The following is a 22,502-nucleotide window of genomic DNA, read 5'->3' on the forward strand; positions in this document are numbered from 1 at the left end:
GTACGACATGTCATCGCAATTTTTATTAAATTTATTCATTGCGGTTTTATGGATGTTGCTGAAAGATGAAAATGAAATTTATTTAACGACATTTTTCAGTGGGTTTTTAATTGGAATCGTCGTGCTTTATTTAATGCACCGTTTCTTCGGTACACCATTTTACTTGCGCCGCGTCGTTGCGATTATTAAATTGATACTGCTGTTTTTAAAGGAACTCGTCATGTCGAGTGTGCTCGTATTTAAACAAATTTTGAGCCCGAAAATGAACATTACACCGGGCATTTTCACATATAAAACGGAGTTAAAAAGCGATACCGAAGTGACAACTTTGGCGTTGTTATTAACATTAACGCCAGGCTCGGTCGTCATGGAAGTGTCGCCTTCTGGCAATGTTTTTTACATTCATGCGACCGATATGGGCGATGCACGTCTGTCGATTTTGAAGTCGATGAAGTCATTTGAAGATGCGATTAAGGAGGTGACGCGACGCTATGATGATTAACGCTATTTTAACAGTAGCACTTATTTTCTTTACGATTACGGTCGTCATTTGCCTTTACCGTGTTATAAAAGGGCCATCGTTACCGGACCGTGTTGTGGCGCTTGATATGATTGGCGTCAATATGCTATCGATGATTGCGATTATTTCATTGTTGCAGCGCACGACCGCGTATTTAGAAGTCATTTTAATTCTGGGCATTTTATCATTTATTGGCACGATTGCTTTTTCAAAATATATTGAGCGAGGTGTTATTATTGAGCGCAAATCAAATCGTTGAGTTGCTTGCCGCGCTACTCATTTTATTGGCGAGCATCATGAGTGTGATAAGCGCCTTTGGTATCATTCGTATGCCGGACGTTTATACGCGCTCTCATGCGGCGACAAAAAGTTCAACACTGGCTGTATTGCTAGCGCTGATCGGTGCGTTTATTTATTTGATTGCGTCGACAAATTACGTGAGTGTGCGCTTATTGCTCGGTATTATTTTTGTCTTTTTAACAGCACCTGTAGCGGGGCATTTAATTACGCGTGCAGCGTATCGTTCAGGTGTCCCATTATCACAGCAGTCCGGGGATGATGCATTGTATGAGCAATTATTCGATGAAAAAGGGAAAAAAAGAAGCGACTATTAAGATGAAGAAGCCGGTTTTTACGGCTTCTTTTCTTTTTGATAACAAAGCAAACTCTTACTAACAATTGTCGTGCAAAATAATTTACAATAAGGTATCACCAGCTTTAATAAACAAGGGGGAATTCGTCTTGCATATTGCTTTATTTGGCGCAACGGGACGCGTAGGGACTGTTTTTTTACAGAAGGCATTAGAAGAAGGGCATACGGTCACCGCACTTGTGCGTGATGTGACAAAATTAAAGGCGCATCCAAATTTAACAGTCGTTGTCGGCGATGCAAAAGTGTATGAGGACATTGAACAAACGGCTGAAAAGGCCGATATGATATTATCATCACTTAGCACTGATCAAACGACAACGCTGACAGAGTCGATGCAACATATGATTGATGTGTGCTTGAAACTTCAAATCGAGCGAATCGTCTCTATTGGCACGGCGGGTATTTTAGATAGTCGTTTAGAGCCTGGAAAGTTACGTTATGACTCCGTGGAATCGCGCCGCGCAAAAAAATTCGCGGCAGAGGAACACGCAAAAACATTTTATATGTTACAAAAAACGACGCTTGATTGGACGCTTGTTTGTCCAACAGCCTTACCGATGGGTGAGCGAACTGGTGACTACCGTGTAGAAGCTGACTTGTTACCAGAGGAAGGACAACGCATATCCGTTTATGACACCGCAGACTTTACGTACAAAGTAATGACCGACCACCTATTTTCTAAAAAGCGAGTCGGCATTGCGTATTAATCGATTATAGGATGTGTTCGCTTTTATGAAAAAACGCAATAAATTAGCGATGCTCGCGCTCTCAATTGGAGTGGCGCTTGGCTATAAAAAGAAAAAAGAAGGACCAGAGCCAACATGGTTTCGGTCGATTCAAGAACAAGAAATAAAAGAAGTAAAACGATATATAGCACGTGGGCAAAATGTGCATGTCACAAATCGGCGTGGGCGTTCAGCATTGATGATGGCTACATACAATCATCATGTTGAACTTGCTGAGATTTTAATCGAAGCGGGCGCCAATGTGAATCAACAAGATGATTTAAAAAACACACCGTATTTATATGCGGCTGCAGAAGGGTATGTCGATATTTTAGAGCTTATGAATGGGAAGATTAATCCACATATTACAAATCGATATGGTGGTAACGGCTTGATTCCTGCTTGTGAACGCGGCGCTGTTGAGACGGTAGCGTGGATTTTAACGCATACAGCGAGCGATATTGACCACATTAATAATTTAGGTTGGACGGCTCTTTTAGAAGCGATTATTTTAGGAGACGGCAGTAAAAATTACCAACAAATTATCAAGTTATTGTTAGAAGCAGGTGCAAACGCGAATATCGCGGATAAGGACGGTGTGACACCGCTTGAACACGCGGAAAAACGCGGCTATAGCGAGATTTCTCGTTTGCTAATCCAACATTTAAACCGACTCTAAAAACGAAATTCCCTCAGTAAATGGAAAAAATTCTGACGTTTTGTAAATTTTTTGTTCGACATTTAGGTCTATATCGTTATATAATGAGTGTAATAAAGAAATCGGTTCATCGTAATTAATACATTCACTTATTGGAAGGGAATCGTGTTTTGCGATTCACTCTCTAGTAAGTGAATTTTTTTACCAATTGAAAGATCTCTATTATTAATTTTTTTTAGGAGGTCATTACACATGACACAAGGTACAGTTAAATGGTTTAACGCAGAAAAAGGCTTCGGTTTCATCGCAGTAGACGGTGGCGACGATGTATTCGTACACTTCTCAGCAATCCAATCTGAAGGTTTCAAAACTTTAGAAGAAGGTCAAAAAGTTGAATTCACAATCGAAGAAGGCAACCGCGGACCACAAGCAGCTAACGTAGAAAAAATCTAGTAGCTGATTTAAACGAAGTTGGGATTTCCCAACTTCGTTTTTTTTGTACCTAAATCGCCTTATGGCTGATAATTTCAAAAACCTACAGAATCTTCTATAATAGAGTTATTCATTCGTTAAAATTGTATGCGCATACATGTGAGGGGAGTGTTGAATAAGTATGACGATTTCAAATGATGGGAAACGAACAGATCACATTGAGGGGTATGTAGATCCGACAGATTTGGCTGAGCTGAAACGTATTTATATCGAGCGAGCAGAAGAGCGCTTACCGCATTACTATTCACCAGATAAACAAGTCATGCTTCAAAATATGTCACGTGATGAAATTTATGAGAATGGGTTACCACGTGATATTTTATGGAAAATGGTTGAATACAATTTGAGTGCCAAAAATGGCATTTCGACAAAACGTATGTGTACGATTGTCGAACATGTCGATTATTTAGCATCGCAATATGTGACGTATCATGCGCGTATTCATCGCGATTTTGACGACGATGAGCGCGACGAACAACTGAATAGTTTACGCGAAATTTTTAATCGTAGTTTTGAGCGAATGACGAATGTATTCGTTGAAGGCATTGGCGACTTTTTTGCACGCAATGAATTGCCGAATGAGCGCCCGCTATTATTTGAATCAATTCAAGAACTGTATCGCCGAAAAATTTATCAATATGCGGAATATGTCCGTTTACATGAAGATTTTGCACAAGTCGTTGGGACACCTGAGGAATGGCTGTTACGTGATTCGTACTTTATGGGCGATATTTTACGTCTTGTAACACTTAAAAACGGCACAGAGCTTCCTGAACGCCTTTATAGTGAGCATGAATTAATTGCAGCAGCGGCTTTTTACCAATCAGCACGTAAATGGCTAATTATGCAAAAATCAACGTCTGTTAGTGAAGAGCAGCTCGGCATTGAACTCGGATTTTTTGCGATGAAAACACAAGTACTGATTGAACATCCGCAAATTACACCCGGCTTACGTGAAAAATTCCAAATTGCGTACAATTCATTTTATACTTATAAAGTAAATGATTTAGATAAACGTCAACGCGAGGAATCAAACAATCCATATGCGCCAGATAAGCGTTTATATGCACCGATTGATCGCGAAGCAGTCGCATTGTGGACGAATAAAATGCATAAACTCGCAATCGCACATGCCATCGAACCGATTTTTACGAATGTTGTGCATGAAGCATTTGAAGTTTTTGATGAAAAGGTGCGCATCGGCAGCACGCTTGAACGCTATCAAGATTCAAATGAATGGTATCGTTTTAATCAGCAAGATGATATGGTGAGCGCCGAAGCAGATGCTTTTACATTACAGCTTCGAATTGCGGATTGGAATAAGTTTTTAAATATCGTTAAAGCAGAAAAATATTGGTTTTTCGAGATAAAATATTAATATTTTAACAAAAAATAGGTTTTGTGTGAATGTGGCGGGGTAATTAATAAGTAATCCTTAATAGAAAATGCGAAATTGTACAAGACCACATTTGTTGGCTTATCCATTTCGCTTTGGATAAGCGAATTTCACTTACACCTAATGCTTTCTATTAAGGTACGTAATAGGACAGCTAGAATCTCCCATAGTCTAGATTTGTCAAATAGGCGTTCGCTCTTCCTTTTTCCGATTAACCATCGGAAGTGTCCATAATAATGAGCAAGAGTCGACGTCTATACATAACCACTTGCCTTGCAGGTGGTATGTAATCTCCCTTTTCATATTCTTTTTTGACTCATCGATGTTGGTGAGTTTTTTTTTGCGCAAAATAAGAGACTAGGACAAAACATGTCACTTTCCTTTTTTAGCGTTCGCAACGAAAAACCGGAACGGCGCTACAGCACGATTCCGGTTTTTCTTATGCTCATATGAGATGATATTTTTCAGCCTCTAGCGCTTAATGGAATTGCTTGGTAATAATCGCTAACACCGTTGCGGCATCAAGTGACGTATCGCCGCCACCTTGTGCAAACGTATCATTGCCGCCACCTTTACCGTTCATTTGTGCAAGCGTCGCCTTTAGCACGTCATTGGCGCTTGCGGCAACGCCTGATTGCTTGCCTTTAGCGAGGACGATTTGCGTTTTTGTATGGTCTGTTGTCACAAGTGCAACGGCTTTTTCAGCATGATTCGCAGTTAATGTGCGCGCGATTTTTTGGAGATGCTGCATGGAATACTGTTCAAATGTTGCGGCGATGATAGGTTCATTCGTTGCCGCTAACTTCGCAATCTCAAGATCAAGTAATTGCTCACGCGCTGCTGCCAGTTGTTTTTCGAGCTTTTTATTCGTGTCGATTAAATTTTCGATACCAATTGCGATGTCACTTTCTGGGCGACTTACAAGCTGTGCCGCCTTCGCCATGACCTGTTTACGCATCGTCATATTTTGGCGCAGACGCTCGCCACACATAAAATGCACGCGCGTTTGTTTTTTCTGACGCTCGGTCGATAAAATTTTAATCATCGCAACCTCACCTGTAGCGCGAGGGTGCGTGCCGCCGCAGCCATTGTAGTCAAAGTCTGGAATGATGACAAGGCGCACATCTTCGGTGAATTTTAATTGTTTGCGAAGCGGATAAGTTGCCGCTTCTTCAGCCGTTACCCATTTGGTTTCAATTGGACGATTTTCAAGGACGATTTCATTCGCGCGGTCCTCGGCTTGTTGAAGCTCGGCTGCTGTGACATTTTCAGTAGCTAAATCAATCGTAATCGTCCCAGAGCCTAAATGGAATGACACCGTTTGATAGTTGAATAATTCAACGAACGCGGCTGTTAAAATATGCTGCCCTGCATGTTGTTGCATATGGTCAAAGCGCACCGCCCAATCAAGTTGCCCGCGAACCACACCATGTAGCTCGGCGTCTACATAATGACGGATTTCGTCGCCTACTTTTTGGACATCACGAACGCGGACATCATCAAGTGTCCCAACATCTGTTGGTTGGCCCCCACCTTCTGGATAAAAAGCCGTATTGTCTAAGACGACATATAGACCTTGGTCATCGGTTGCTGTGCGTGTAACTGTTGCGTCAAACTGTTGTATGTACGCATCTTGATAATAAAATAACTCGCGCATAAAAAACGCCTCCTTTTTTAATTAACTCTATTGTACCGAATGTTCTAGTAAGAAAAAAAGTGGTCAAAACTTTACTAATTAAAAATATTCGTTATCATAAAGAGGTGAACTAGTATTAAAGGAGTCGAAATGATGAATATTCTCGCATATACGATGGAAGAAATTAAAGACCCAACAAACATTTTAGAAGGTCAACGCTTCGAATTTTTATTAGATATCGAAGTAGATGAAGAAGATGAACTTTATACTGAAGGCGGCATCGACCTACGTGTGATCGCATCAAAAAATGACGATGCTATTAAAATCGCTAATTATTTCTTCATTCAAAAATCAGATCAAGCAATTCTTGAATTTGGTTTAGAAGAGGATGAAGAGGCTGATGTGTTAGCGTTTATTACAGCGCATATTACAGCTGGAGAATAATCACGAGAGGTAGGCTAGGGCATTTGTCCAAGCTGCCTCTTTTTTATAAAGGGGGCGTAGTGCATGTCGGCTTATATGCAGCCGCTTTATTCTGCTTCGATTGTATTTATCTTGCTAGGATTTCTTTTATGGATTCCTTGGATGATACATATGTATCGAAAACATGGATTTTTTTCATTATCACAAACATTGTTATCATTTTCATTTATTTTCTACATGATTTCAGCACTATTTTTAGTGTTACTACCGCTACCAGATACGCGTAATACGTGCGCGATGCAAAATCCAAACACACAGCATTATTCGCTTATGCCATTCCGTTTTGTTGCGGACACATTAAGCGGTGGCTGGTTTGATATTACGCGTCCGGCGACGTATATGCTGATTTTTAAGCAACCAGCATTTTATCAAGCATTTTTTAACTTTATTTTATTAATGCCATTAGGTGTGTATTTACGTTACTTTTTAACGCATAAAAAATTATGGTGGAAAGCAGCCATCATTGCCTTTTTAACGACACTATTTTATGAAGTGACGCAAATTACTGGCATTTATGGCATCTACAATTGTGCGTACCGTATTTTTGACGTCGATGATTTGCTGTTAAATACATCAGGAGCCATTTTAGGTTTCTTCTTAGCACCGGCCGTACTTGCGATGTTCCCATCAAAAGAACGCATCGATGCGCGCGCAAACTATTTATTAGAGCGCGATGAAGTAAAATCAATGTCGGTCTTACTAGCGATTGCGATTGATATTTTCTTAATCGATATTATTCGCCAAGTCTTTTTATATTTCACAAATCAAAATGAAGTGACATCATTTATCGTCTTTTCAATCGTGTCATTCATTTGGATGTGCGTCGTGCCAATACTTTGGAATGGTCGCACAGTCGGTACGGCGATTATGCGTTTCCGTTACGATAGTAAATTATCGAAGAAAACGACGATTTCACGCTTAATTAAACGCTATGCCGCCTTTTATATGGCCTACTTTACACTCGCGGTTGTTGGCGTGTTAAATAACGTCGAAGTAACAATGGCGTCACCGTACTATAAAGCATCGGTCTTTTTAGCGGTTGGATCGTCGATTTTAACGGCTATTTTAATGGTCGTGCTCTTTATCCACATCATGCTTGTCGTATTTGGTAAAGGAAAACGCCGCTTCTTCTTTGATGAATCATCGGATTTATATACAACGCGTAAAAAATAATGTATGAAGACGTTCCTTACTACAAGGAGCGTCTTTTTTTGTGAACTTAAGGTTGTTGTAAGGTTTGCCTAAACAGCATGTAAGGTAGCAGCTTTAAAGTAAAGATATGAACAACAGCGAAAGAAGGGACATACATGGCATTATTAGATGTAGCACATATACAAAAAAAGTTTGGTAAAGGACAAAATGAAGTAGTCGCGCTCAATGATGTGACATTTTTGATTGATAAAGGAGAGTTTGTCGGTATTATGGGGCCGAGTGGGGCAGGGAAATCGACGCTTCTTAATTTACTCGCAACGATTGATACGCCAACAGCAGGCTCGATTGTCATGGACAATTTAAATTTACATGCGATGAGCGAAAATGAACTCGCTGATTTTCGTCGCGATCATCTCGGCTTTATTTTCCAAGATTATAATTTACTCGATTCCTTAACGGTAAAGGAAAATATTTTACTACCGCTGGCGATTGCAAAGGTGAAATCAAGCGATATTAATCAGCGTGTGCAACAGATCGCACAGCTCTTTGGCATCGCTAATTTACTCGAAAAATATCCGGTACAAATATCCGGTGGTCAAAAACAACGTACTGCAGCGGCGCGCGCGCTTGTGACCGAGCCGTCGATGATTTTAGCCGATGAGCCAACCGGTGCGCTCGATTCAAAATCAGCGACCGACTTACTTGAAAGTTTTCAACATTTAAATGAAGCGAAACAGGCGACAATTATGATGGTGACGCATGATGCGTTTGCGGCGAGTTTTTGTGAACGAATTTTATTTATTCAAGACGGAGCGTTATCGACTGAGTTACATAAAGGGTCAAAAACGCGCAAGGAGTTTTTCCAAGACATTTTAGCAACGGTCGCAACATTTGGAGGTGGCGCGCATGACATTATTTAGCATCGCTAAAAAGAATGTCGCGCGCAATTTCTCACAGTACTTTTTATACATGGCATCGATGATATTTTCGATTGTCATTTACTTCACGTTTGTGACGTTGAAATATAGCGAGACGATTGAAAAGGAAATTGAGGGCTCTCAAAAAATTGGCTCGCTGATGAGTGGTGCGGCCTTTGTATTAATCTTTTTTGTCGCGATTTTTATTTTTTATTGCAACGCATTTTTTATGAAAAAACGTAAAAAAGAAGTGGCGCTGTATGCGTTACTTGGCGTTCGAAAACGTCAAATCGGCTTCATGCTATTTTTTGAAAACTTATTATTAGGTGCGGTGTCATTACTCGCAGGGATTGTCGTTGGCTTTCTCGCTTCAAAAGGATTATTATCCATTTTAATTAAATTAATGGGTTATGATGTGGCGGCACCGTTTGCTTTTTCATGGCAGGCAGTTGCCAATACGGCGCTCGTCTTTATGATTATTTTCCTTATCACCTCGCTGCAAGGTTACCGCGTCATTTATCAATTTAAATTAATTGACCTATTTCATGCGTCGGCGCAGCGAGAGCTTGCCTCAAAACCGAATCCGGTCATTGCGGCGCTTGGCGTCTTTTTAATCGGTCTTGGTTACTTTTTAGCGCTACAAGATATGATGAGTGACATTTGGCAAACGCTCGGTTTACTCGTGGCACCGATGATTATTTTATTTTCGGTCATTATCGGCACGTATTTACTGTTCCATAGTTTTACGGGGACGGTATTAAAATGGCTGAAAAAATCTGAAACATGGTTGTGGCGTAATTTGCGTGTCGTGACGGTTTCGCAGCTCCTACATCGTGTAAAGGCACATGCGACAACGCTAACATTGATTGCGATTTTAAGTGCGACAACGATTACAGCGGGCGGCGCGGTATTTGGTATGTATTACAATATTTCATCAGCCGTAAAGCAAATGGACCCAAACACGTATATGTTTGTTGAGCAAGACGAGCTGGTAACGAATAAAGTGAATCGTCTTGTCGGCGATGTTGAATACAATCGTACAGTCCAAACGCTAGAGCAACCATTTGATTATAATGGTGAGCAAATGGCCTATACGCTTATGATGCAGTCAGATTATAATCGTTTAGCACATGTTCATGGACGCGATGAAATTCATGTGAAAGGGAATGAGTTCTACGTGCTTGATGCGACTTATGACGAACGTTTTTCACCAGCTTATAACGGTATGACCTTACAAGCGCATGATGAACAATACGAAGTTGTTGGCTATGAAACATACAATGTGTTAAATGTCGCATTAGCTTATTTAACGATTGTCGTACCAGACGACACGTATGAACAGCTAGCACGACAAAAAGGCGCAACAGCGCAAACATTCCAAGTTATTGTCGATGCGAATGCGACGAAAGACGAGGCCAAAAAAATCGCTACTATGTTACCTGAGGATGCGTATATTAGTAGTCAATTCGCCGATCAGCAGAGCAATGTTGAAAGCATTGGTGTGTTGCTATTTATCGGTAGCTTCTTAGGACTTGTATTCCTGGCGTCAACAGGTAGTATTATTTACTTTAAAATGTTAACAGAAGCTGAAGAAGATAAAGCAAAATATGTCATGCTGCATAAGATGGGCGTGTCGATAAAAGCGATGCGTAAATCGATTGCAGGACAAAACTTCATTATTTTCTTCGTACCACTTGTCGTTGGGATTTTACACAGCGCCATTGCGTTAAATGCATTTTCTAGTTTATTAGCGATGAATTTAGTCGTGCCAGTATGTATGTGGATGCTCGCTTACACGATCGTCTATGCGTTATTCTATGTATTAACAGTATGGTCTTACACAAATATTATGAAACAAACGATTCAATCGGAGGGATAATTTAATGAAAAAGTTTTTACTCACAATCGCTATTTTATTCGTTGTCTGTCTCGGCGCATTATACGCTTTAATGACAATCGACTTTAACCGCATGAATGCGGACCACTATTATGTACAAATTACCGAAGATGGGGAAGTATCTGAATCGCGCGGTCCGGGTGGTCAAGTGTATAAAGATTATAACTACAAATTACCAGCGTACAATGAACAAGGTGACGAGCGTGAATTAGTGTTTAGAGCACAAAAAAATCTGCGTCACGATGCTTATTTGAAAATGTATGTGAAAGAAGACGGTGTATCCTCATATGATGAAGTGAAATTTGACGATATCCCAGCAAAAGCACAAGCAAAATTACAATAATGAATGAGGTTGCGAAAAGCAGCCTTTTTTTTAATTTTTCTTGCAAGATATATGACGACTACATGGCAAATAGCAAAATTATACGATATGTCAGCTTGTTCATAGTTGCAATGCTAATTGAATCTATGTAAAAATCGAAGCAACGACAAAATAAGATTGGAGTATTATGAGTGATTGAAGAATTCGTTTTATCGATGATCATGGTGTTTAAAAGCCTCGGCTATTTTGGCGTGCTATTAGCATTATGTTTTGAATTTGTTCCAGCAGAAATTGTACTACCACTTGCAGGCTTTTGGGTCGCAAATGGCGAGTTTAACTATATTGGCATGGTCATAGCGGGTACAATTGGTGGTACGATTGGGCCGCTGACATTGTATGCATTGGGGCGTTATGGTGGCCGTCCGCTTGTCGTAAAGTATGGTAAATATTTTTTAATTAATGAACGTCAAGTCGATGCGGCTGACCGTTTCTTTGAAAAATACGGTGCGGGCGTAGCTTTTTTTGCGCGTTTTTTACCGGTTGTGCGTACCGCGATTTCTGTGCCATGTGGCATGGCAAAAATGAGCGTTTGGAAGTTTGCGATTTATACATTTTCCGCGATGCTACCGATTACGGCGCTTTATATTTATTTAGGTATGAAGCTTGGCGAAAATTGGGAAGAGGCGAGCGCGTTATTCTCTGAATATATGACGCCGGTTATTCTCGTGATTGCGGTAGGGATTATTGTTTATGCCGGTATTCAATTGTATAAAAAGAAACGCCAAAAAGCATCCAATTTAGTTGGCGCAAAAGAACGCGAGTAAGAAAAAAGCACGCACTGTAGGATTATTGACAGTGTGTGCTTTTTGTTATGGCAATAAAATGAATATGGTTGTCCCAATGCCTACTTCACTATGCAGTACAACGCGGCCACGATGCGCCTCAATAATGTCGCGCGCAATCGCCGTCCCAAGTCCTGTGCCGCGCGTATTTGTTGTGTTTGTTCCGCGGTAGTAGCGCTCAAAAATATTTTCAAGTTCATTATCTGCGATGCCTTTACCATTATCTTGTATTGTAATGCAGGCGCTTATTGTGGATAACTTTTCGTCGTCTAACATGTCCTGTGGATAACTTTTCGACAATGTTAAGGTGACGTCAACATCGGGTTCGTTGTGGATAAATGCATTGTAAATAAAATTCAGTAGCGCACGTTTCATGAGCTTATGATCCACGCATGCGCGAATCGGGTCGTCCTCTACAACATAAGTGAGCGAACGTTCATGAAACGCTTCATCGTTGAGCACATCAATGACGACTTCACGGCTAAATGTAACGAGATTCGTATCATTTAATTGAAGCGGTAAGGCATTGTTGCGCAACTTCATCGTTAAATTTAAATCATCTAACAGCTCTTTCATATAATATGATTTTTGTGTGATGATGCGGCTATATTCGGCCACTTCCTCGGGTGTTTCGGCATATTCTAAGAGCTCCGCATACCCTTGAATCGATGCGAGTGGCGTTTTCATATCATGCGAAATATTACTAATCCATTCATCGCGCATTTTTTCGTTTTGCTTTTGCGACTTTTCATAACTGTTTAGCGTATCGGATAGCTCATTCATATTATCAAATACTTCTTTATAAAGACTACTTTTCACCGGCAACTGCGTAAATTTGCGCTGTCGTAACGTGCTAATGCCTTCAATTAATTGATGCAGCGGCTTCGTCAGCTTTTGTCCAAAAAAGACGCCAATCAATAACGCAATTAAGACGTCAGCAAAGAGGAAAATGAGCAAATAGCGCGTAAACATAAGTGCCCACGTATCTTTATTTAACGTCCAGATGAGGCGCTGGATATTGGCATCTTTTATACCGACAATATAGCTTTGCCCGCTAGCGGTTTCGCTAATATAGAGCGTTGTATCGGCGACGATACGGTTTTTGTAATTGTTAATAAGTTCGGTTGGCGTGTAGTGCTTAGGAAATTCTTTTGCCACGTTATAACCGTAGATTTCATGACCGCGCTCATCAAGCACTTGTAGCCATGCATGACGCTCATCTAACAACGTTTTACCGCGTGTAGTAAAGGCAATGTTGCTACCGTCACTCTGAATTTCAGTGGCGAGCTGTCGCGTAAAGGCTTCTGGTGAATCACTCAACGGTTTTTGCGTTGCTTGGTACCAAATGAGCACGAAGCCAATGAGCGCATTGACGATTAAAACAATAATGACAATCGCAATTGTCGAGAGTAAAAAACGGCTCGCAATTTTCCAGCGCATTTAATCAACTCCCTTGGACAAATTTGTAGCCGAGTCCTTTAACGGTGACGATATGTTGTGGTTTTGAAGGGTCGTGTTCAATTTTTTCACGTAGGCGACGAATATGGACCATCATCGTATTATCGGAGCCGAAAAAGCTTTCGCCCCACACGCGTTCAAACAACGTTTCCTTGCTTAAAATTTGATTGGGGTGGCGTAAAAACATCGCCAGTAAACCAATTTCTTTCGCTGTTAAATCAAGCGCTACACCTTCTTTTGTGACGCTCGTTTCAGCAGCATCCATCGTAAACGGTCCAACGTGTAAGGGTTGTTGAACATCGCTATAGCCAAGGCGGCGTAAATGCGCTTTGACGCGATACGCAACTTCCTTTGGGCTAAAAGGCTTTGTAATATAATCATCGCCACCAATTGCAAGACCGAGCAGTTTATCGACCTCATCATCTTTTGCCGACATAAATAAAATTGGAATATTCGACTCCTCGCGCACCTTTTTACACAGCTCATACCCTTCGCCGTCTGGCAGCATAATATCGAGTAGAATGAGCGATGGTTTTGCTCGTTTAAATTGCACATAACCGTCTGCAACAGAGCCAGCCGTTACCGTATGCGCCATGCCTTCTTTATGTAATACACGTTCTAATAGCGAGGCAATTTCAGGTTCGTCCTCTACAATTAAAATCGTATGTTCCGTCATCTAAATCCCACCTTTTTCTTCAGTATAGAGAAACTGTCAAAAAAAATGAAACCTTTTGGCACGTTTCGGGGTAAAGAATATTAACAATATGAATGGGGGAATTAGATGTTTAAGAAAATAGCTTCAGATGCATTAGGGTTATCAGATATTGGGATTGTTGTACCACGCGAGGATTTTGATAAGACGGAATCAGATGACTTCGTGAAACATGAGAAACAAGAAACAATCTATTTTTTAATTAAAACAAAATCAGATGAATATTGCTTTACAAACTTCGCGTTAATTCACGTTGATGGTACGAGTGCGATGAGTAAAAAACGTACGCTACGTCGCTACGATTATGAAACAACGACATTTACCGATGTGACACTTGAAACAGCGGGAACGATTGATTTAGATGTGGAAATCAAATTTACCGTTGCCGGTATTCCTGTCTCTATCGACATTCATAAAAAATTTGATACGGAAATTAAAGATTTATATAAAGCGCTACATGAAATTTCAACGATTATGCACAACAATACGATTCACATGGACTACGCACAACAGAGCTTAAATTTAGCAGCGTCAGCAGTCGGTCGCAGTAGTTCTGAGGGTACTGTGACGCCATCGCAATCGTTTGAACAAATTACACGCTTTGCGAATAGCTGGTTAATTGAGCATAAAAAAGAGTACAAGCGCGTCGATTACAGCGATGTTTTTGAACTGTATATTAATCAATAGAAAAAGAGGCTTGGACATGATGTCCGAGCCTCTTTTTCTATGGTTCTGCTGGTGCGCTTTTCTCGTAGCTGAAAATGGCGATGATGCCATAAAACAGCGTAAATAAAATGATGATTCCGAGCCATTCCATCGAAATACGATCAAAATAAGGTAACACAAATTTATGGAAGATACCGATAGAGATGACCATTTGTATCAAAATGCTTATAAGGTCAACGAGTGTCGTAATTTGAATTTTAAATGCTGCAAGAATAAATAACGTTAAAAAATCGAGTGCAAAAATTAATAGAACAAGTAATAAAATAAAACCGCCAAAATACGTTATATCATGCCAAAATGATTCGAATAAATCGATGTGAGCAAGCTCAAATTTTGCGAGAATGTTGTAAAGGCCGAACATCACAAATAACGGCACGAATACAATCACGCTAACAAACAGCACGAGTGCTAACAAAATAACAACAAGCGCTGACCATCCATTTAGACGAATTTTGAAATTTTTGTTTTTCACTGTAAAATCCCTTCTCATATGTAGATGTCCCAGTTGCGAATGCAATACTTGTATATTATAGAACAGAGTCGTAAACATTGCACATTCAGGAGTCCATGTAGCGATGTTTCCTTTAGCTAACATGTAACATGGAAATTCGAATGAACCATTCAACAAAATAACGAAAATACGTTATAGTAATAGGAACGAATATGAAATGGTGGAGAATATGACAAGTTTTTATAAATGGAGTGTTATGTGTTTTGTGACCGTTTGTAGTTTTTTATTTATCGTGATTCCACAAGCCGAAGCGCATGAGCGGGAGGCGCTGGTAATCTATGAAGATGCAACCGGACTCGACAACATTCAACGCAACCATATCGATATAGAAAATCATTATGAAAATTTAAAAACCGTTGAAGGAACGTTTACGACAGCACAGCTTCGCATGTTGAAACAAGATGCGCATATCGAACTTGTTGAAATGCGTGAGATTGAGCTTGAAACGCTTAGTACGACGTTACCGTGGAATTTAGAGTTGCTGAATACATCATACGCTTGGGCACATGATTTAACCGGTGAAGATGTGAAGGTCGGCATGATTGATACGGGTGTCGTTGAGCAACAGGGTTTAGAAAATGTTCACCGCGTGTCGCTCGTTGACGATGATGAGGACCGCGATTTGAAGCGCCACGGTACGATGGTTGCCAATATTTTAGCATCAACAAATGAAACATTACCGGGCATCGCGCCGAATATGGAGCTTTATAGCATTAAGATTTTTGACGATGACAATAAAGCATCGGTGTCGGATTTTTTAGCCGGCATTGATTGGGCGATTGACGAGGATATTGAAGTATTGAATATGTCGCTCGGTACAAAAAAAGATTATCAGCTTTTACATAATGCGGTGAAAGCCGCCGAAGATGCCGGCATTGTCATGGTTGCAGCAGCAGGAAATGATTATGCGAAAAAACCGATTAATTATCCGGCATCATATGATGAAGTGATTGCGGTAGGGGCCGTAGATGCCGCAAAAAATCATTCGCGTTTTTCAAATACCGGCAGTGAATTAGAATTTGTCGCACCGGGCGAAAAGTTAACGAGCTTAACGAATAAATTGTATACCGGCACGTCATTTGCGGCGCCGCATGTGACGGCAATCATCGCGACACTTAAGCAGCAGCATCCCGATTGGTCAACTGAAAAAATTCGTGCGTATTTACGCAATTATACCGAGGATTTAGGCAGTGACGGCCGCGATCCAATCTATGGCTATGGCTTCCTATCTTATACGCTACAAGCACCGCAACAAGTGAGTTCATTAAAAGTGACATACACTGATGAAAATGAATTGCGCATTCGCTACAGCATGCCTAAAAATGCGACGGTTCCTGTTTCAAAGTATGAAATTTATGTTGATGGAAAGCGTGTGAAAACAACGGCGAACACGACGTATACAATCAAAAAGTTAAAAGCATCTTCCAAGCATGAGATTGCCGTTGTACCGGTAAGTACAGCAGGTGTGAAGGCTGAAACAGCGAAAAAAATTGTCGCGCGTACAGCGAAAAAAAATGCGTCGCGCGCTTATATTGAAACGCACGAAAAATCACTCAATCAATTATTGGCTAATTTAATGCACATCGATATGCGCGATGATTATTCGACGCTCTATAGTTTAAGTGATGAATTAAGTTATGCGAAGCGTAAAAATATGCGCGCAGCCGCTACAAAAAAACATGCCGTTGTTTTATCGGATGATAAGACAGCGGCATCGTTTGTGAAACTAACTAATTTAACGAATATGGCATCAAAAGGGTACAGTGACATCCAGTTTGAGGCGCCGCTAAAATCAGTGAAAACGTCAAGTCATCGCTTAAAACGAAGCGGGGAATCCGTAGCAGGCTATAAAGTGAGCAAGGTGAACAACAAGACGTGGTGCCTAAAATTACCAACAGAAGCAAAGCCAGGGCGTTATGCTTTCGTATTAGAACGCAGCGGTGTGAAAACGACGAAAAATAAACCGTTAGAAAAGCATATCATTGTTTATTTTGATGTTTAAAAATGCGGCATGACCAATGTTTCCTCACTACCCAGGCATCGCCACGAGATGCTGTTAACTACTTTTTTCGATGATTCATTGGAGAAAGGTCGTTTCATTTTATTTTTATTACTCGTAAAAAAACACTTCTAAAGTTTTGACCCTTTAGAAGTGTTTTTTCTTATGACAATTTACGAATGAATACCACTTTTAAATAGTTGAATTCTGGGAACTCACGCGTGGCGCGGAAATCTTTCGGCAAGCCGAATTGTTCAACAATTTTATATTTTGTATTCGTCTCTTTAAATGCTTGGTCGATAAATGTTTTGAATTTTTTCATACCGAAGCTCGCATTGTTTGTTGAAGCTACGATGATGCCGTTTTTCTCAGTGATCGCAATCGCATCCTTTACTAATTTCGGATAATCTTTTGCGGTAGAGAACGTCATTTTTTTCGTGCGCGCAAAGCTTGGTGGGTCTAAAACGACTAAATCAAATTTCAATTCATGACGCGCCGCATATTTGAAGTAGTGGAACACGTCCATCACTTTAATGTCCTGTTCTTCAAAATCGATGCCGTTAATCGAAAATTGTTCAATTGTTTTACCGAGGCTACGAGACGCTAAATCAACGCTTGTCGTTTTATTAGCGCCACCAAGAGCTGCTGCAACGGAGAAAGCACCGGTGTATGAGAATGTATTTAACATGTTTGTGCCAGCTGCATATTGGTCGCGAATTGTGCGGCGAACATCGCGTTGGTCTAGGAAAATACCAGTCATCGCGCCATCATTTAAATCAATCGCATAATTCATGCCATTTTCTTTAATAATGAGTGGGAACTCGCCCGGTGTACCTGCTACAAAATCATCTTGCTCGATGTACATCCCTTTTGTATCAAAACGTTTCTTTTCATACAATGCTGTGAATTGTGTGAGCTCTGATAATGCTTGAATGACGTAGTCGCGGAAGGAATAAATACCAGCGCTATACCAGCTCATCATATAATAACCGTCGAAGTAGTCAATTGTTAAACCACCGATGCCGTCCCCTTCGCCGTTAAAAATACGGAAAGCTGTCGTTTCTTCATCATTAAAGAAATCTTTGCGTAGCGCTAATGCTTTATTAATTTTTTTCGTAAAGAATGCTTGGTCTAGCTCTTGTTGTTCACTTGTTGATAAAATCCAGCCAATGCCTTTATTTTGAATCCCATGATAGCCTTTGCCGATAAAACGGTTAAAGTGATCGACAACCTCAATAATGTCGCCTTCCTCTAAACGAGCCATGTCTTCATCATCAATGGCTTTGCGTAGCACAAGCGGATAACCTTTCTTTAAATCTCCTGCGTATTTAGGGTCGATACGTAATGTAATAGTTTCTCGCATAATGTCATCCTTCATTTTTAAGTTTCTTCTATTATCTCATGTTTCAAATAATAAAGCGATGTTACAAGATACGATTGTGATGTCATATTTCTTAATTGATTTGTAAACATCCTGTCGTTGTATGACAAGGGTTATTAGCCTAGAATTAAAGTTGTTAATGATAAAAAAATAACAAATATATATTATAAAATCATAAAAATAACAAAGAATACGGAGATTTATTTTGAAGAAAATTTTAGCAACAACAATGGCAGCAGCAGTAGGTTTAGGGACAGTCACGAGCATCGATTTAACAACGGCAAGCGCAGCAACATCAAAAGCAACAAAAGTGTCAGGTACATATGTAACGACCGAAACAAAAAGTGTCTATCACCGCGCATCAACGAAAAAAATCGGTAAAGTTTCAAAGAACACAAAGATTAAACTTACACATAAACGTACAGTCAACGGCAAGACATGGTACAAAATTTCTTACAACGGTGGGAAATTAGGCTGGATTGTTGGAGCTAACATTAAACGTTTAACAGTCTCTAGCGCATCAACATATAAGAAAACATTCGTGACGAAAAAAGCGAAAAACTACTATAACTTAGCGGGCGGTCACAATAAGCGCCTCGGTACATTATCATCAGGCAAAAAGATTAAAACATCAGCATACCGTACTGTAAACGGTAAGGGTTGGGTGAAAGTAAACGGCTACGGCTGGACGCCAAAATCAAACTTAAAATCATACGTATCACAAACAGGGAATTCATCATCATTTGATTCATTATCAGCATACGGCGCGAAGTTTTTAGGCGTACCATATGTATGGGGTGGCTCAACACCAAGCGGTTTCGATTGCTCTGGTTTCACAAGTTATGTGTACAAACATGCTGCGGGTAAAACAATACCACGTACATCAGCAGCACAATACGTGGCATCGAAAAAGATTTCAAAATCACAACTTAAAAAAGGTGATTTAGTATTCTTCAATACGTCTGGCCGCGGTGTATCACATGTATCGATTTATGCAGGAAATAATAAATTAATCCATGCTGCAGGCAAAAGCGTCAAATATTCAAATCTTTACGATGGCTATTGGGATAAACGTATCGTTGGTTACGGTACATACCGCTAAAAAAAGAGGCTCGGACATACGTGTAACAACACCCTCTCAGATGAGCATAAAAAAACCCGGAATCGCGCTGTGGCGCGGTTCCGGGTTTTTGTTACGAACGCTAAAAAAGGAACATGGACTGTTTTGACCCAGCCGCTTTGTTATTTTTCATCTAACGCAGCTGTTGCGAGTTTCGTAATCGTCATATCGTCCATCGGCGGATTGTGCAGACCCGCACGCACGTCACGGTAGTAGCGATTTAGTGGGTTGCTCGCCTTTAAGCTTTGCGCCCCGACAATACGCATCGCGATATCGACCACATCAAGTGCATTGTTGACAACGACATGTTTTGCCGCACCGAGTTGGCCTGCTGCATAATCAGCTGTTTCAGGCGTTTCAAATTTTTTCGCCACATCATATAAGAAGTGGCGCGCTGTTGTTAGCTTCAGCTCCATTTGTCCGATTTTTTCTTGGATATGTGGTAGCTGGCCGATTGGGAATTCTAAGCTGTTAGGTTTGTATGTGCGTGCAAATTCCAGCGCATGATCGCGAGCAGCTTGTGCAATCCCTAAGTACACAGCCGGAATATGGAGCGCCCAGCCGTTCACTTTTGCGCTGCGCGGCTTGTTGTTAAGTTCAACGAGCGCTGCATCTGGTACGACCACATCATCGAAAATTAAATCATGACTCGCCGTACCACGCATGCCCATCATATCCCACGTTTCTTTAATTGTAAGGCCAGCGCTTTGCTGCGGAATTAAAAAGAAGCCAATCGATTCTTTTTCAGGAATCCATGCGGAGGTAATGTAATGTGTCGTTGCATAAGAAAGTGACGCAAAACTTTTATGGCCGTTAATATGCCACTGCCCGTCAATAAATGTCGCGTTTGTGCCAGGACGGCCACCACGCGTTGGACTACCGGTAATGACTTCACTTAAAATGCGATTTGTTAGCGCGCGTTCGTTGACAATTTTGTCGGCAAAATCATCTAAATGCCCATCGCTCCAAAGTTTTTTATCATATAAATCGCCAACGATTCCTAAATGCCAGCCAATTGATAGCGCTGTTGCGCCGTCAAAGCTTGCGAGTGTTTCTTGGAATAAAATCATATCGTAAATACCAAAGCCGAGGCCACCATATGTTTCAGGTAGCGTGATTTTATTGTAGCCAATCGTCAATAAGTCTTCGAAGCTCTCAGCAGGAAAGCCGTTTTCACGATCAGCTTGTTCACCGCGTTGTGCGATTGATTGTTTTAACGTATGTAATTGTTCAATTATGTGACGTTGTTTGTCTGATGTAATAAAAGCGTCCAGTGTACCCATTTTTAAAGCAACTCCTTAATGTATAGTTTTTTAGTAAGAATTAAATTTGATAGTTTAATCATACCGATAATAAACAGAAAAATCTATACTTTTCATTAAAAACATACTTTACAGGTAGGAATTATTATGTTAAATTTACGTTAACTTAGACAGATAACGATTTTGGCGGTGAATAGATGATTAAATTAACGAATATTCATAAAAGCTTTAACGATAATGAAGTGTTAAAAGGGGTTAGTCTTGAAGTTCAAAAGGGCGATGTCTTAACGATTCTTGGGCCATCTGGTTCGGGGAAAACAACTTTTTTACGCTGCATTAACTTTTTAGAAAAACCAAACGAGGGCACGATTGAACTTGGCGAGCAACTAAAAATTAACGCAAAGAAACCAGCGAAAAAAGATATTTTACAACTGCGTAAGCGTACGGCAATGGTATTTCAAAACTATAATTTATTTCAAAATAAAACGGTGCTTGAAAACATTGTGGAAGGTTTAGTCGTCGCGCAAAAGCGACCAAAACACGAAGCGATTCATATCGCCGAGCAACTATTAACAAAAGTTGGCTTAGCAGAAAAGCGCGATGTGTATCCATCAAGCTTATCGGGTGGTCAGCAGCAACGCGTTGGGATTGCCCGTGCACTTGCATTAAATCCAGAAGTGATTTTATTTGATGAACCAACCTCTGCACTAGACCCTGAGATGGTCGGAGAGGTGCTTAATTTAATGAAAGAAATCGCCAGTGAAGGTATTACGATGATTGTCGTGACACATGAAATCGATTTTGCGCGCGAAGTGTCAAGTCGCGTTGTCTTTATGGATGGTGGTCATATTATTGAAGAAGGCACGCCAGAAGAAGTCATTTTACATCCATCAAAAGAGCGTACACAGCAATTTTTACGACGACTCAATCGACAACCGGAATATATGATTTAAAAAAAGAGGCTAGGACATACGAGTAAAAACACTAACTCAGATGAGCATAAGAAAAACCGGGATGGCACTGTGGCGCCGTTCCGGTTTTTCGTTGCGAACTCTAAAAAAGGGAAATGAACTGTTTTATCCCAGCCTTTTTTTAGTTGCTTATGCTTCTGTTGATGAAACGATCTCAGCAACAACGATTTGGCTACCTAACATTGGAGAGTCTGCTTGTGGGCCGCCGTGACCTTGTGGTGCATCGCCTTCTTTTGGCTCTGGACGTTTATGTGCTGCTTGGAAGGCATCACTGTCACGCCATACTTTAAAGTCTTCTAATGATTCCCAGAACATATTAACGCTCATTTCATCATATTCTTCAAAGTCGCGTGCAACGGCTACTTCTGTTTTTACGAAGCCTTTGAAATCTTTTAGTCCTTCATTTGATGTGAAACGAGGGGCCATTTTTTCTGCGAAACCTTTTTTCACTTTAATGCGGTTTGTTACGATAAACATAGCTTTCCACTCCTTTAAAATTAAGTATACTGTACAGTGAAAATCGTATATTATTTTTCGAATTGTTGCAATGAAAAAGCGTCATTCTTTTTGGGGGAAGAATGACGCTTTTCACTATATTAAGGAGAGTTCTACTTTTGGGTATGCGTTATTTAGAAGACGAAGGTCATTTGGGGAATGTCCTTCCTAAACA

General features: G+C 40.5%; 24 protein-coding genes. 17 read left to right on the forward strand and 7 right to left on the reverse strand.

Annotated elements, in window-relative coordinates:
- The first annotated feature begins 7 nt into the window (after window positions 1–7).
- The 7 genes from V514_RS0100100 to V514_RS0100130 all read left to right on the forward strand — a co-directional run bounded on the left by V514_RS0100100 (window position 8) and on the right by V514_RS0100130 (window position 4,425).
- Window positions 8–502, forward strand: coding sequence for a Na+/H+ antiporter subunit E (locus V514_RS0100100; RefSeq protein WP_029497633.1), 495 nt, complete (start codon window positions 8–10; stop codon window positions 500–502).
- A complete protein-coding gene (locus V514_RS0100105; RefSeq protein WP_029497634.1) occupies window positions 495–779 on the forward strand; it encodes a Na(+)/H(+) antiporter subunit F1 in 285 nt (94 codons plus the stop codon). The genes V514_RS0100100 and V514_RS0100105 overlap by 8 nt, the downstream gene beginning before the upstream one ends.
- Window positions 757–1,134 (forward strand): Na+/H+ antiporter subunit G, encoded by a 378-nt coding sequence (locus V514_RS0100110; RefSeq protein ID WP_029497635.1) that lies wholly within the window; start codon window positions 757–759, stop codon window positions 1,132–1,134. Before V514_RS0100105 ends, V514_RS0100110 begins: the two co-directional genes overlap by 23 nt.
- A gap of 127 nt (window positions 1,135–1,261) precedes the next feature.
- Window positions 1,262–1,879: an NAD(P)-dependent oxidoreductase gene (locus V514_RS0100115; protein ID WP_029497636.1), complete on the forward strand. Its 618-nt coding sequence runs from the start codon at window positions 1,262–1,264 to the stop codon at window positions 1,877–1,879.
- Window positions 1,880–1,904: 25 nt separating this feature from the next.
- Window positions 1,905–2,576 (forward strand): ankyrin repeat domain-containing protein, encoded by a 672-nt coding sequence (locus tag V514_RS0100120; protein ID WP_029497637.1) that lies wholly within the window; start codon window positions 1,905–1,907, stop codon window positions 2,574–2,576.
- Window positions 2,577–2,807: 231 nt separating this feature from the next.
- The gene (locus V514_RS0100125) at window positions 2,808–3,008 is read left to right on the forward strand and encodes a cold-shock protein (protein ID WP_029497638.1); all 201 of its coding nucleotides are present in this window, start codon (window positions 2,808–2,810) and stop codon (window positions 3,006–3,008) included.
- 160 nt (window positions 3,009–3,168) lie between these two features.
- Window positions 3,169–4,425: a hypothetical protein gene (locus V514_RS0100130; protein ID WP_029497639.1), complete on the forward strand. Its 1,257-nt coding sequence runs from the start codon at window positions 3,169–3,171 to the stop codon at window positions 4,423–4,425.
- 496 nt (window positions 4,426–4,921) lie between these two features.
- On the opposite strand, the gene V514_RS0100135 is transcribed toward V514_RS0100130, so the two are convergent.
- Window positions 4,922–6,100 (reverse strand): serine-tRNA(Ala) deacylase AlaX, encoded by a 1,179-nt coding sequence (locus V514_RS0100135; protein ID WP_029497640.1) that lies wholly within the window; start codon window positions 6,098–6,100, stop codon window positions 4,922–4,924.
- A gap of 129 nt (window positions 6,101–6,229) precedes the next feature.
- Between V514_RS0100135 and V514_RS0100140 the strand changes: the two genes are divergently transcribed.
- The 6 genes from V514_RS0100140 to V514_RS0100165 all read left to right on the forward strand — a co-directional run bounded on the left by V514_RS0100140 (window position 6,230) and on the right by V514_RS0100165 (window position 11,674).
- Window positions 6,230–6,523, forward strand: coding sequence for a DUF6509 family protein (locus tag V514_RS0100140; RefSeq protein WP_407636635.1), 294 nt, complete (start codon window positions 6,230–6,232; stop codon window positions 6,521–6,523).
- Between the two features lie 63 nt (window positions 6,524–6,586).
- Window positions 6,587–7,735: a VanZ family protein gene (locus V514_RS0100145; protein WP_029497642.1), complete on the forward strand. Its 1,149-nt coding sequence runs from the start codon at window positions 6,587–6,589 to the stop codon at window positions 7,733–7,735.
- A gap of 134 nt (window positions 7,736–7,869) precedes the next feature.
- Window positions 7,870–8,634 carry an ABC transporter ATP-binding protein gene (locus V514_RS0100150; protein ID WP_029497643.1) on the forward strand — a complete coding sequence of 255 codons (765 nt, stop codon included), beginning with the start codon at window positions 7,870–7,872 and terminating at the stop codon, window positions 8,632–8,634.
- The gene (locus V514_RS0100155; RefSeq protein ID WP_029497644.1) at window positions 8,621–10,510 is read left to right on the forward strand and encodes an ABC transporter permease; all 1,890 of its coding nucleotides are present in this window, start codon (window positions 8,621–8,623) and stop codon (window positions 10,508–10,510) included. Before V514_RS0100150 ends, V514_RS0100155 begins: the two co-directional genes overlap by 14 nt.
- A 4-nt stretch (window positions 10,511–10,514) precedes the next feature.
- Window positions 10,515–10,871 carry a YxeA family protein gene (locus tag V514_RS0100160; protein WP_029497645.1) on the forward strand — a complete coding sequence of 119 codons (357 nt, stop codon included), beginning with the start codon at window positions 10,515–10,517 and terminating at the stop codon, window positions 10,869–10,871.
- 170 nt (window positions 10,872–11,041) lie between these two features.
- Window positions 11,042–11,674 carry a DedA family protein gene (locus V514_RS0100165; RefSeq protein WP_029497646.1) on the forward strand — a complete coding sequence of 211 codons (633 nt, stop codon included), beginning with the start codon at window positions 11,042–11,044 and terminating at the stop codon, window positions 11,672–11,674.
- 45 nt (window positions 11,675–11,719) lie between these two features.
- Here the strand turns inward: V514_RS0100165 and V514_RS0100170 are convergent, their stop codons facing one another.
- Entirely contained in the window at window positions 11,720–13,132 is a 1,413-nt protein-coding gene (locus tag V514_RS0100170; protein ID WP_029497647.1) for a sensor histidine kinase, read from the reverse strand.
- Between the two features lie 4 nt (window positions 13,133–13,136).
- The gene (locus V514_RS0100175; RefSeq protein ID WP_029497648.1) at window positions 13,137–13,826 is read right to left on the reverse strand and encodes a response regulator transcription factor; all 690 of its coding nucleotides are present in this window, start codon (window positions 13,824–13,826) and stop codon (window positions 13,137–13,139) included.
- A gap of 105 nt (window positions 13,827–13,931) precedes the next feature.
- Here V514_RS0100175 and V514_RS0100180 point away from each other — a divergent pair, with 105 nt between their 5' ends.
- Window positions 13,932–14,549 (forward strand): PH domain-containing protein, encoded by a 618-nt coding sequence (locus V514_RS0100180; protein ID WP_029497649.1) that lies wholly within the window; start codon window positions 13,932–13,934, stop codon window positions 14,547–14,549.
- A 37-nt stretch (window positions 14,550–14,586) separates the two neighbouring features.
- Here V514_RS0100180 and V514_RS0100185 read toward each other — a convergent pair whose 3' ends face one another.
- The gene (locus tag V514_RS0100185) at window positions 14,587–15,060 is read right to left on the reverse strand and encodes a hypothetical protein (RefSeq protein WP_029497650.1); all 474 of its coding nucleotides are present in this window, start codon (window positions 15,058–15,060) and stop codon (window positions 14,587–14,589) included.
- A 208-nt stretch (window positions 15,061–15,268) separates the two neighbouring features.
- On the opposite strand from V514_RS0100185, the gene V514_RS19550 reads away from it, so the two are divergent.
- On the forward strand, window positions 15,269–17,101 hold the full coding sequence (locus V514_RS19550; RefSeq protein ID WP_029497651.1) for a S8 family peptidase: 1,833 nt from the start codon (window positions 15,269–15,271) through the stop codon (window positions 17,099–17,101).
- A gap of 160 nt (window positions 17,102–17,261) precedes the next feature.
- Here the strand turns inward: V514_RS19550 and V514_RS0100195 are convergent, their stop codons facing one another.
- Window positions 17,262–18,461, reverse strand: coding sequence for a class I SAM-dependent rRNA methyltransferase (locus tag V514_RS0100195; RefSeq protein ID WP_029497652.1), 1,200 nt, complete (start codon window positions 18,459–18,461; stop codon window positions 17,262–17,264).
- 223 nt (window positions 18,462–18,684) lie between these two features.
- Between V514_RS0100195 and V514_RS0100200 the strand changes: the two genes are divergently transcribed.
- Window positions 18,685–19,581 carry a C40 family peptidase gene (locus V514_RS0100200; RefSeq protein ID WP_029497653.1) on the forward strand — a complete coding sequence of 299 codons (897 nt, stop codon included), beginning with the start codon at window positions 18,685–18,687 and terminating at the stop codon, window positions 19,579–19,581.
- Between the two features lie 140 nt (window positions 19,582–19,721).
- On the opposite strand, the gene V514_RS0100205 is transcribed toward V514_RS0100200, so the two are convergent.
- The gene (locus V514_RS0100205; RefSeq protein ID WP_029497654.1) at window positions 19,722–20,882 is read right to left on the reverse strand and encodes an acyl-CoA dehydrogenase family protein; all 1,161 of its coding nucleotides are present in this window, start codon (window positions 20,880–20,882) and stop codon (window positions 19,722–19,724) included.
- A gap of 176 nt (window positions 20,883–21,058) precedes the next feature.
- Between V514_RS0100205 and V514_RS0100210 the strand changes: the two genes are divergently transcribed.
- A complete protein-coding gene (locus tag V514_RS0100210; protein ID WP_029497655.1) occupies window positions 21,059–21,814 on the forward strand; it encodes an amino acid ABC transporter ATP-binding protein in 756 nt (251 codons plus the stop codon).
- Window positions 21,815–21,961: 147 nt separating this feature from the next.
- Here V514_RS0100210 and V514_RS0100215 read toward each other — a convergent pair whose 3' ends face one another.
- On the reverse strand, window positions 21,962–22,309 hold the full coding sequence (locus tag V514_RS0100215) for a heme oxygenase (protein WP_029497656.1): 348 nt from the start codon (window positions 22,307–22,309) through the stop codon (window positions 21,962–21,964).
- Window positions 22,310–22,502: the final 193 nt, after the last annotated feature.

Origin of the sequence: Kurthia huakuii LAM0618, from assembly GCF_000505545.1 — a bacterium.
Lineage (GTDB): Bacteria > Bacillota > Bacilli > Bacillales_A > Planococcaceae > Kurthia > Kurthia huakuii.

Excerpts from the sequence above, each read along its gene's own strand:
- V514_RS0100160 (WP_029497645.1), top strand. The coding sequence starts at position 10,515 with ATGAAAAAGTTTTTACTCACAATCGCTATTTTATTCGTTGTCTGTCTC.
- V514_RS0100100 (WP_029497633.1), top strand. The coding sequence starts at position 8 with ATGTCATCGCAATTTTTATTAAATTTATTCATTGCGGTTTTATGGATG.
- V514_RS0100170 (WP_029497647.1), bottom strand. The coding sequence starts at position 13,132 with ATGCGCTGGAAAATTGCGAGCCGTTTTTTACTCTCGACAATTGCGATT.
- V514_RS0100125 (WP_029497638.1), top strand. The coding sequence starts at position 2,808 with ATGACACAAGGTACAGTTAAATGGTTTAACGCAGAAAAAGGCTTCGGT.
- V514_RS0100180 (WP_029497649.1), top strand. The coding sequence starts at position 13,932 with ATGTTTAAGAAAATAGCTTCAGATGCATTAGGGTTATCAGATATTGGG.
- V514_RS0100130 (WP_029497639.1), top strand. The coding sequence starts at position 3,169 with ATGACGATTTCAAATGATGGGAAACGAACAGATCACATTGAGGGGTAT.
- V514_RS0100105 (WP_029497634.1), top strand. The coding sequence starts at position 495 with ATGATTAACGCTATTTTAACAGTAGCACTTATTTTCTTTACGATTACG.
- V514_RS0100210 (WP_029497655.1), top strand. The coding sequence starts at position 21,059 with ATGATTAAATTAACGAATATTCATAAAAGCTTTAACGATAATGAAGTG.
- V514_RS0100205 (WP_029497654.1), bottom strand. The coding sequence starts at position 20,882 with ATGGGTACACTGGACGCTTTTATTACATCAGACAAACAACGTCACATA.
- V514_RS0100120 (WP_029497637.1), top strand. The coding sequence starts at position 1,905 with ATGAAAAAACGCAATAAATTAGCGATGCTCGCGCTCTCAATTGGAGTG.
- V514_RS0100195 (WP_029497652.1), bottom strand. The coding sequence starts at position 18,461 with ATGCGAGAAACTATTACATTACGTATCGACCCTAAATACGCAGGAGAT.
- V514_RS0100155 (WP_029497644.1), top strand. The coding sequence starts at position 8,621 with ATGACATTATTTAGCATCGCTAAAAAGAATGTCGCGCGCAATTTCTCA.
- V514_RS0100145 (WP_029497642.1), top strand. The coding sequence starts at position 6,587 with ATGTCGGCTTATATGCAGCCGCTTTATTCTGCTTCGATTGTATTTATC.
- V514_RS0100140 (WP_407636635.1), top strand. The coding sequence starts at position 6,230 with ATGATGAATATTCTCGCATATACGATGGAAGAAATTAAAGACCCAACA.
- V514_RS0100215 (WP_029497656.1), bottom strand. The coding sequence starts at position 22,309 with ATGTTTATCGTAACAAACCGCATTAAAGTGAAAAAAGGTTTCGCAGAA.
- V514_RS0100175 (WP_029497648.1), bottom strand. The coding sequence starts at position 13,826 with ATGACGGAACATACGATTTTAATTGTAGAGGACGAACCTGAAATTGCC.
- V514_RS0100150 (WP_029497643.1), top strand. The coding sequence starts at position 7,870 with ATGGCATTATTAGATGTAGCACATATACAAAAAAAGTTTGGTAAAGGA.
- V514_RS19550 (WP_029497651.1), top strand. The coding sequence starts at position 15,269 with ATGACAAGTTTTTATAAATGGAGTGTTATGTGTTTTGTGACCGTTTGT.
- V514_RS0100135 (WP_029497640.1), bottom strand. The coding sequence starts at position 6,100 with ATGCGCGAGTTATTTTATTATCAAGATGCGTACATACAACAGTTTGAC.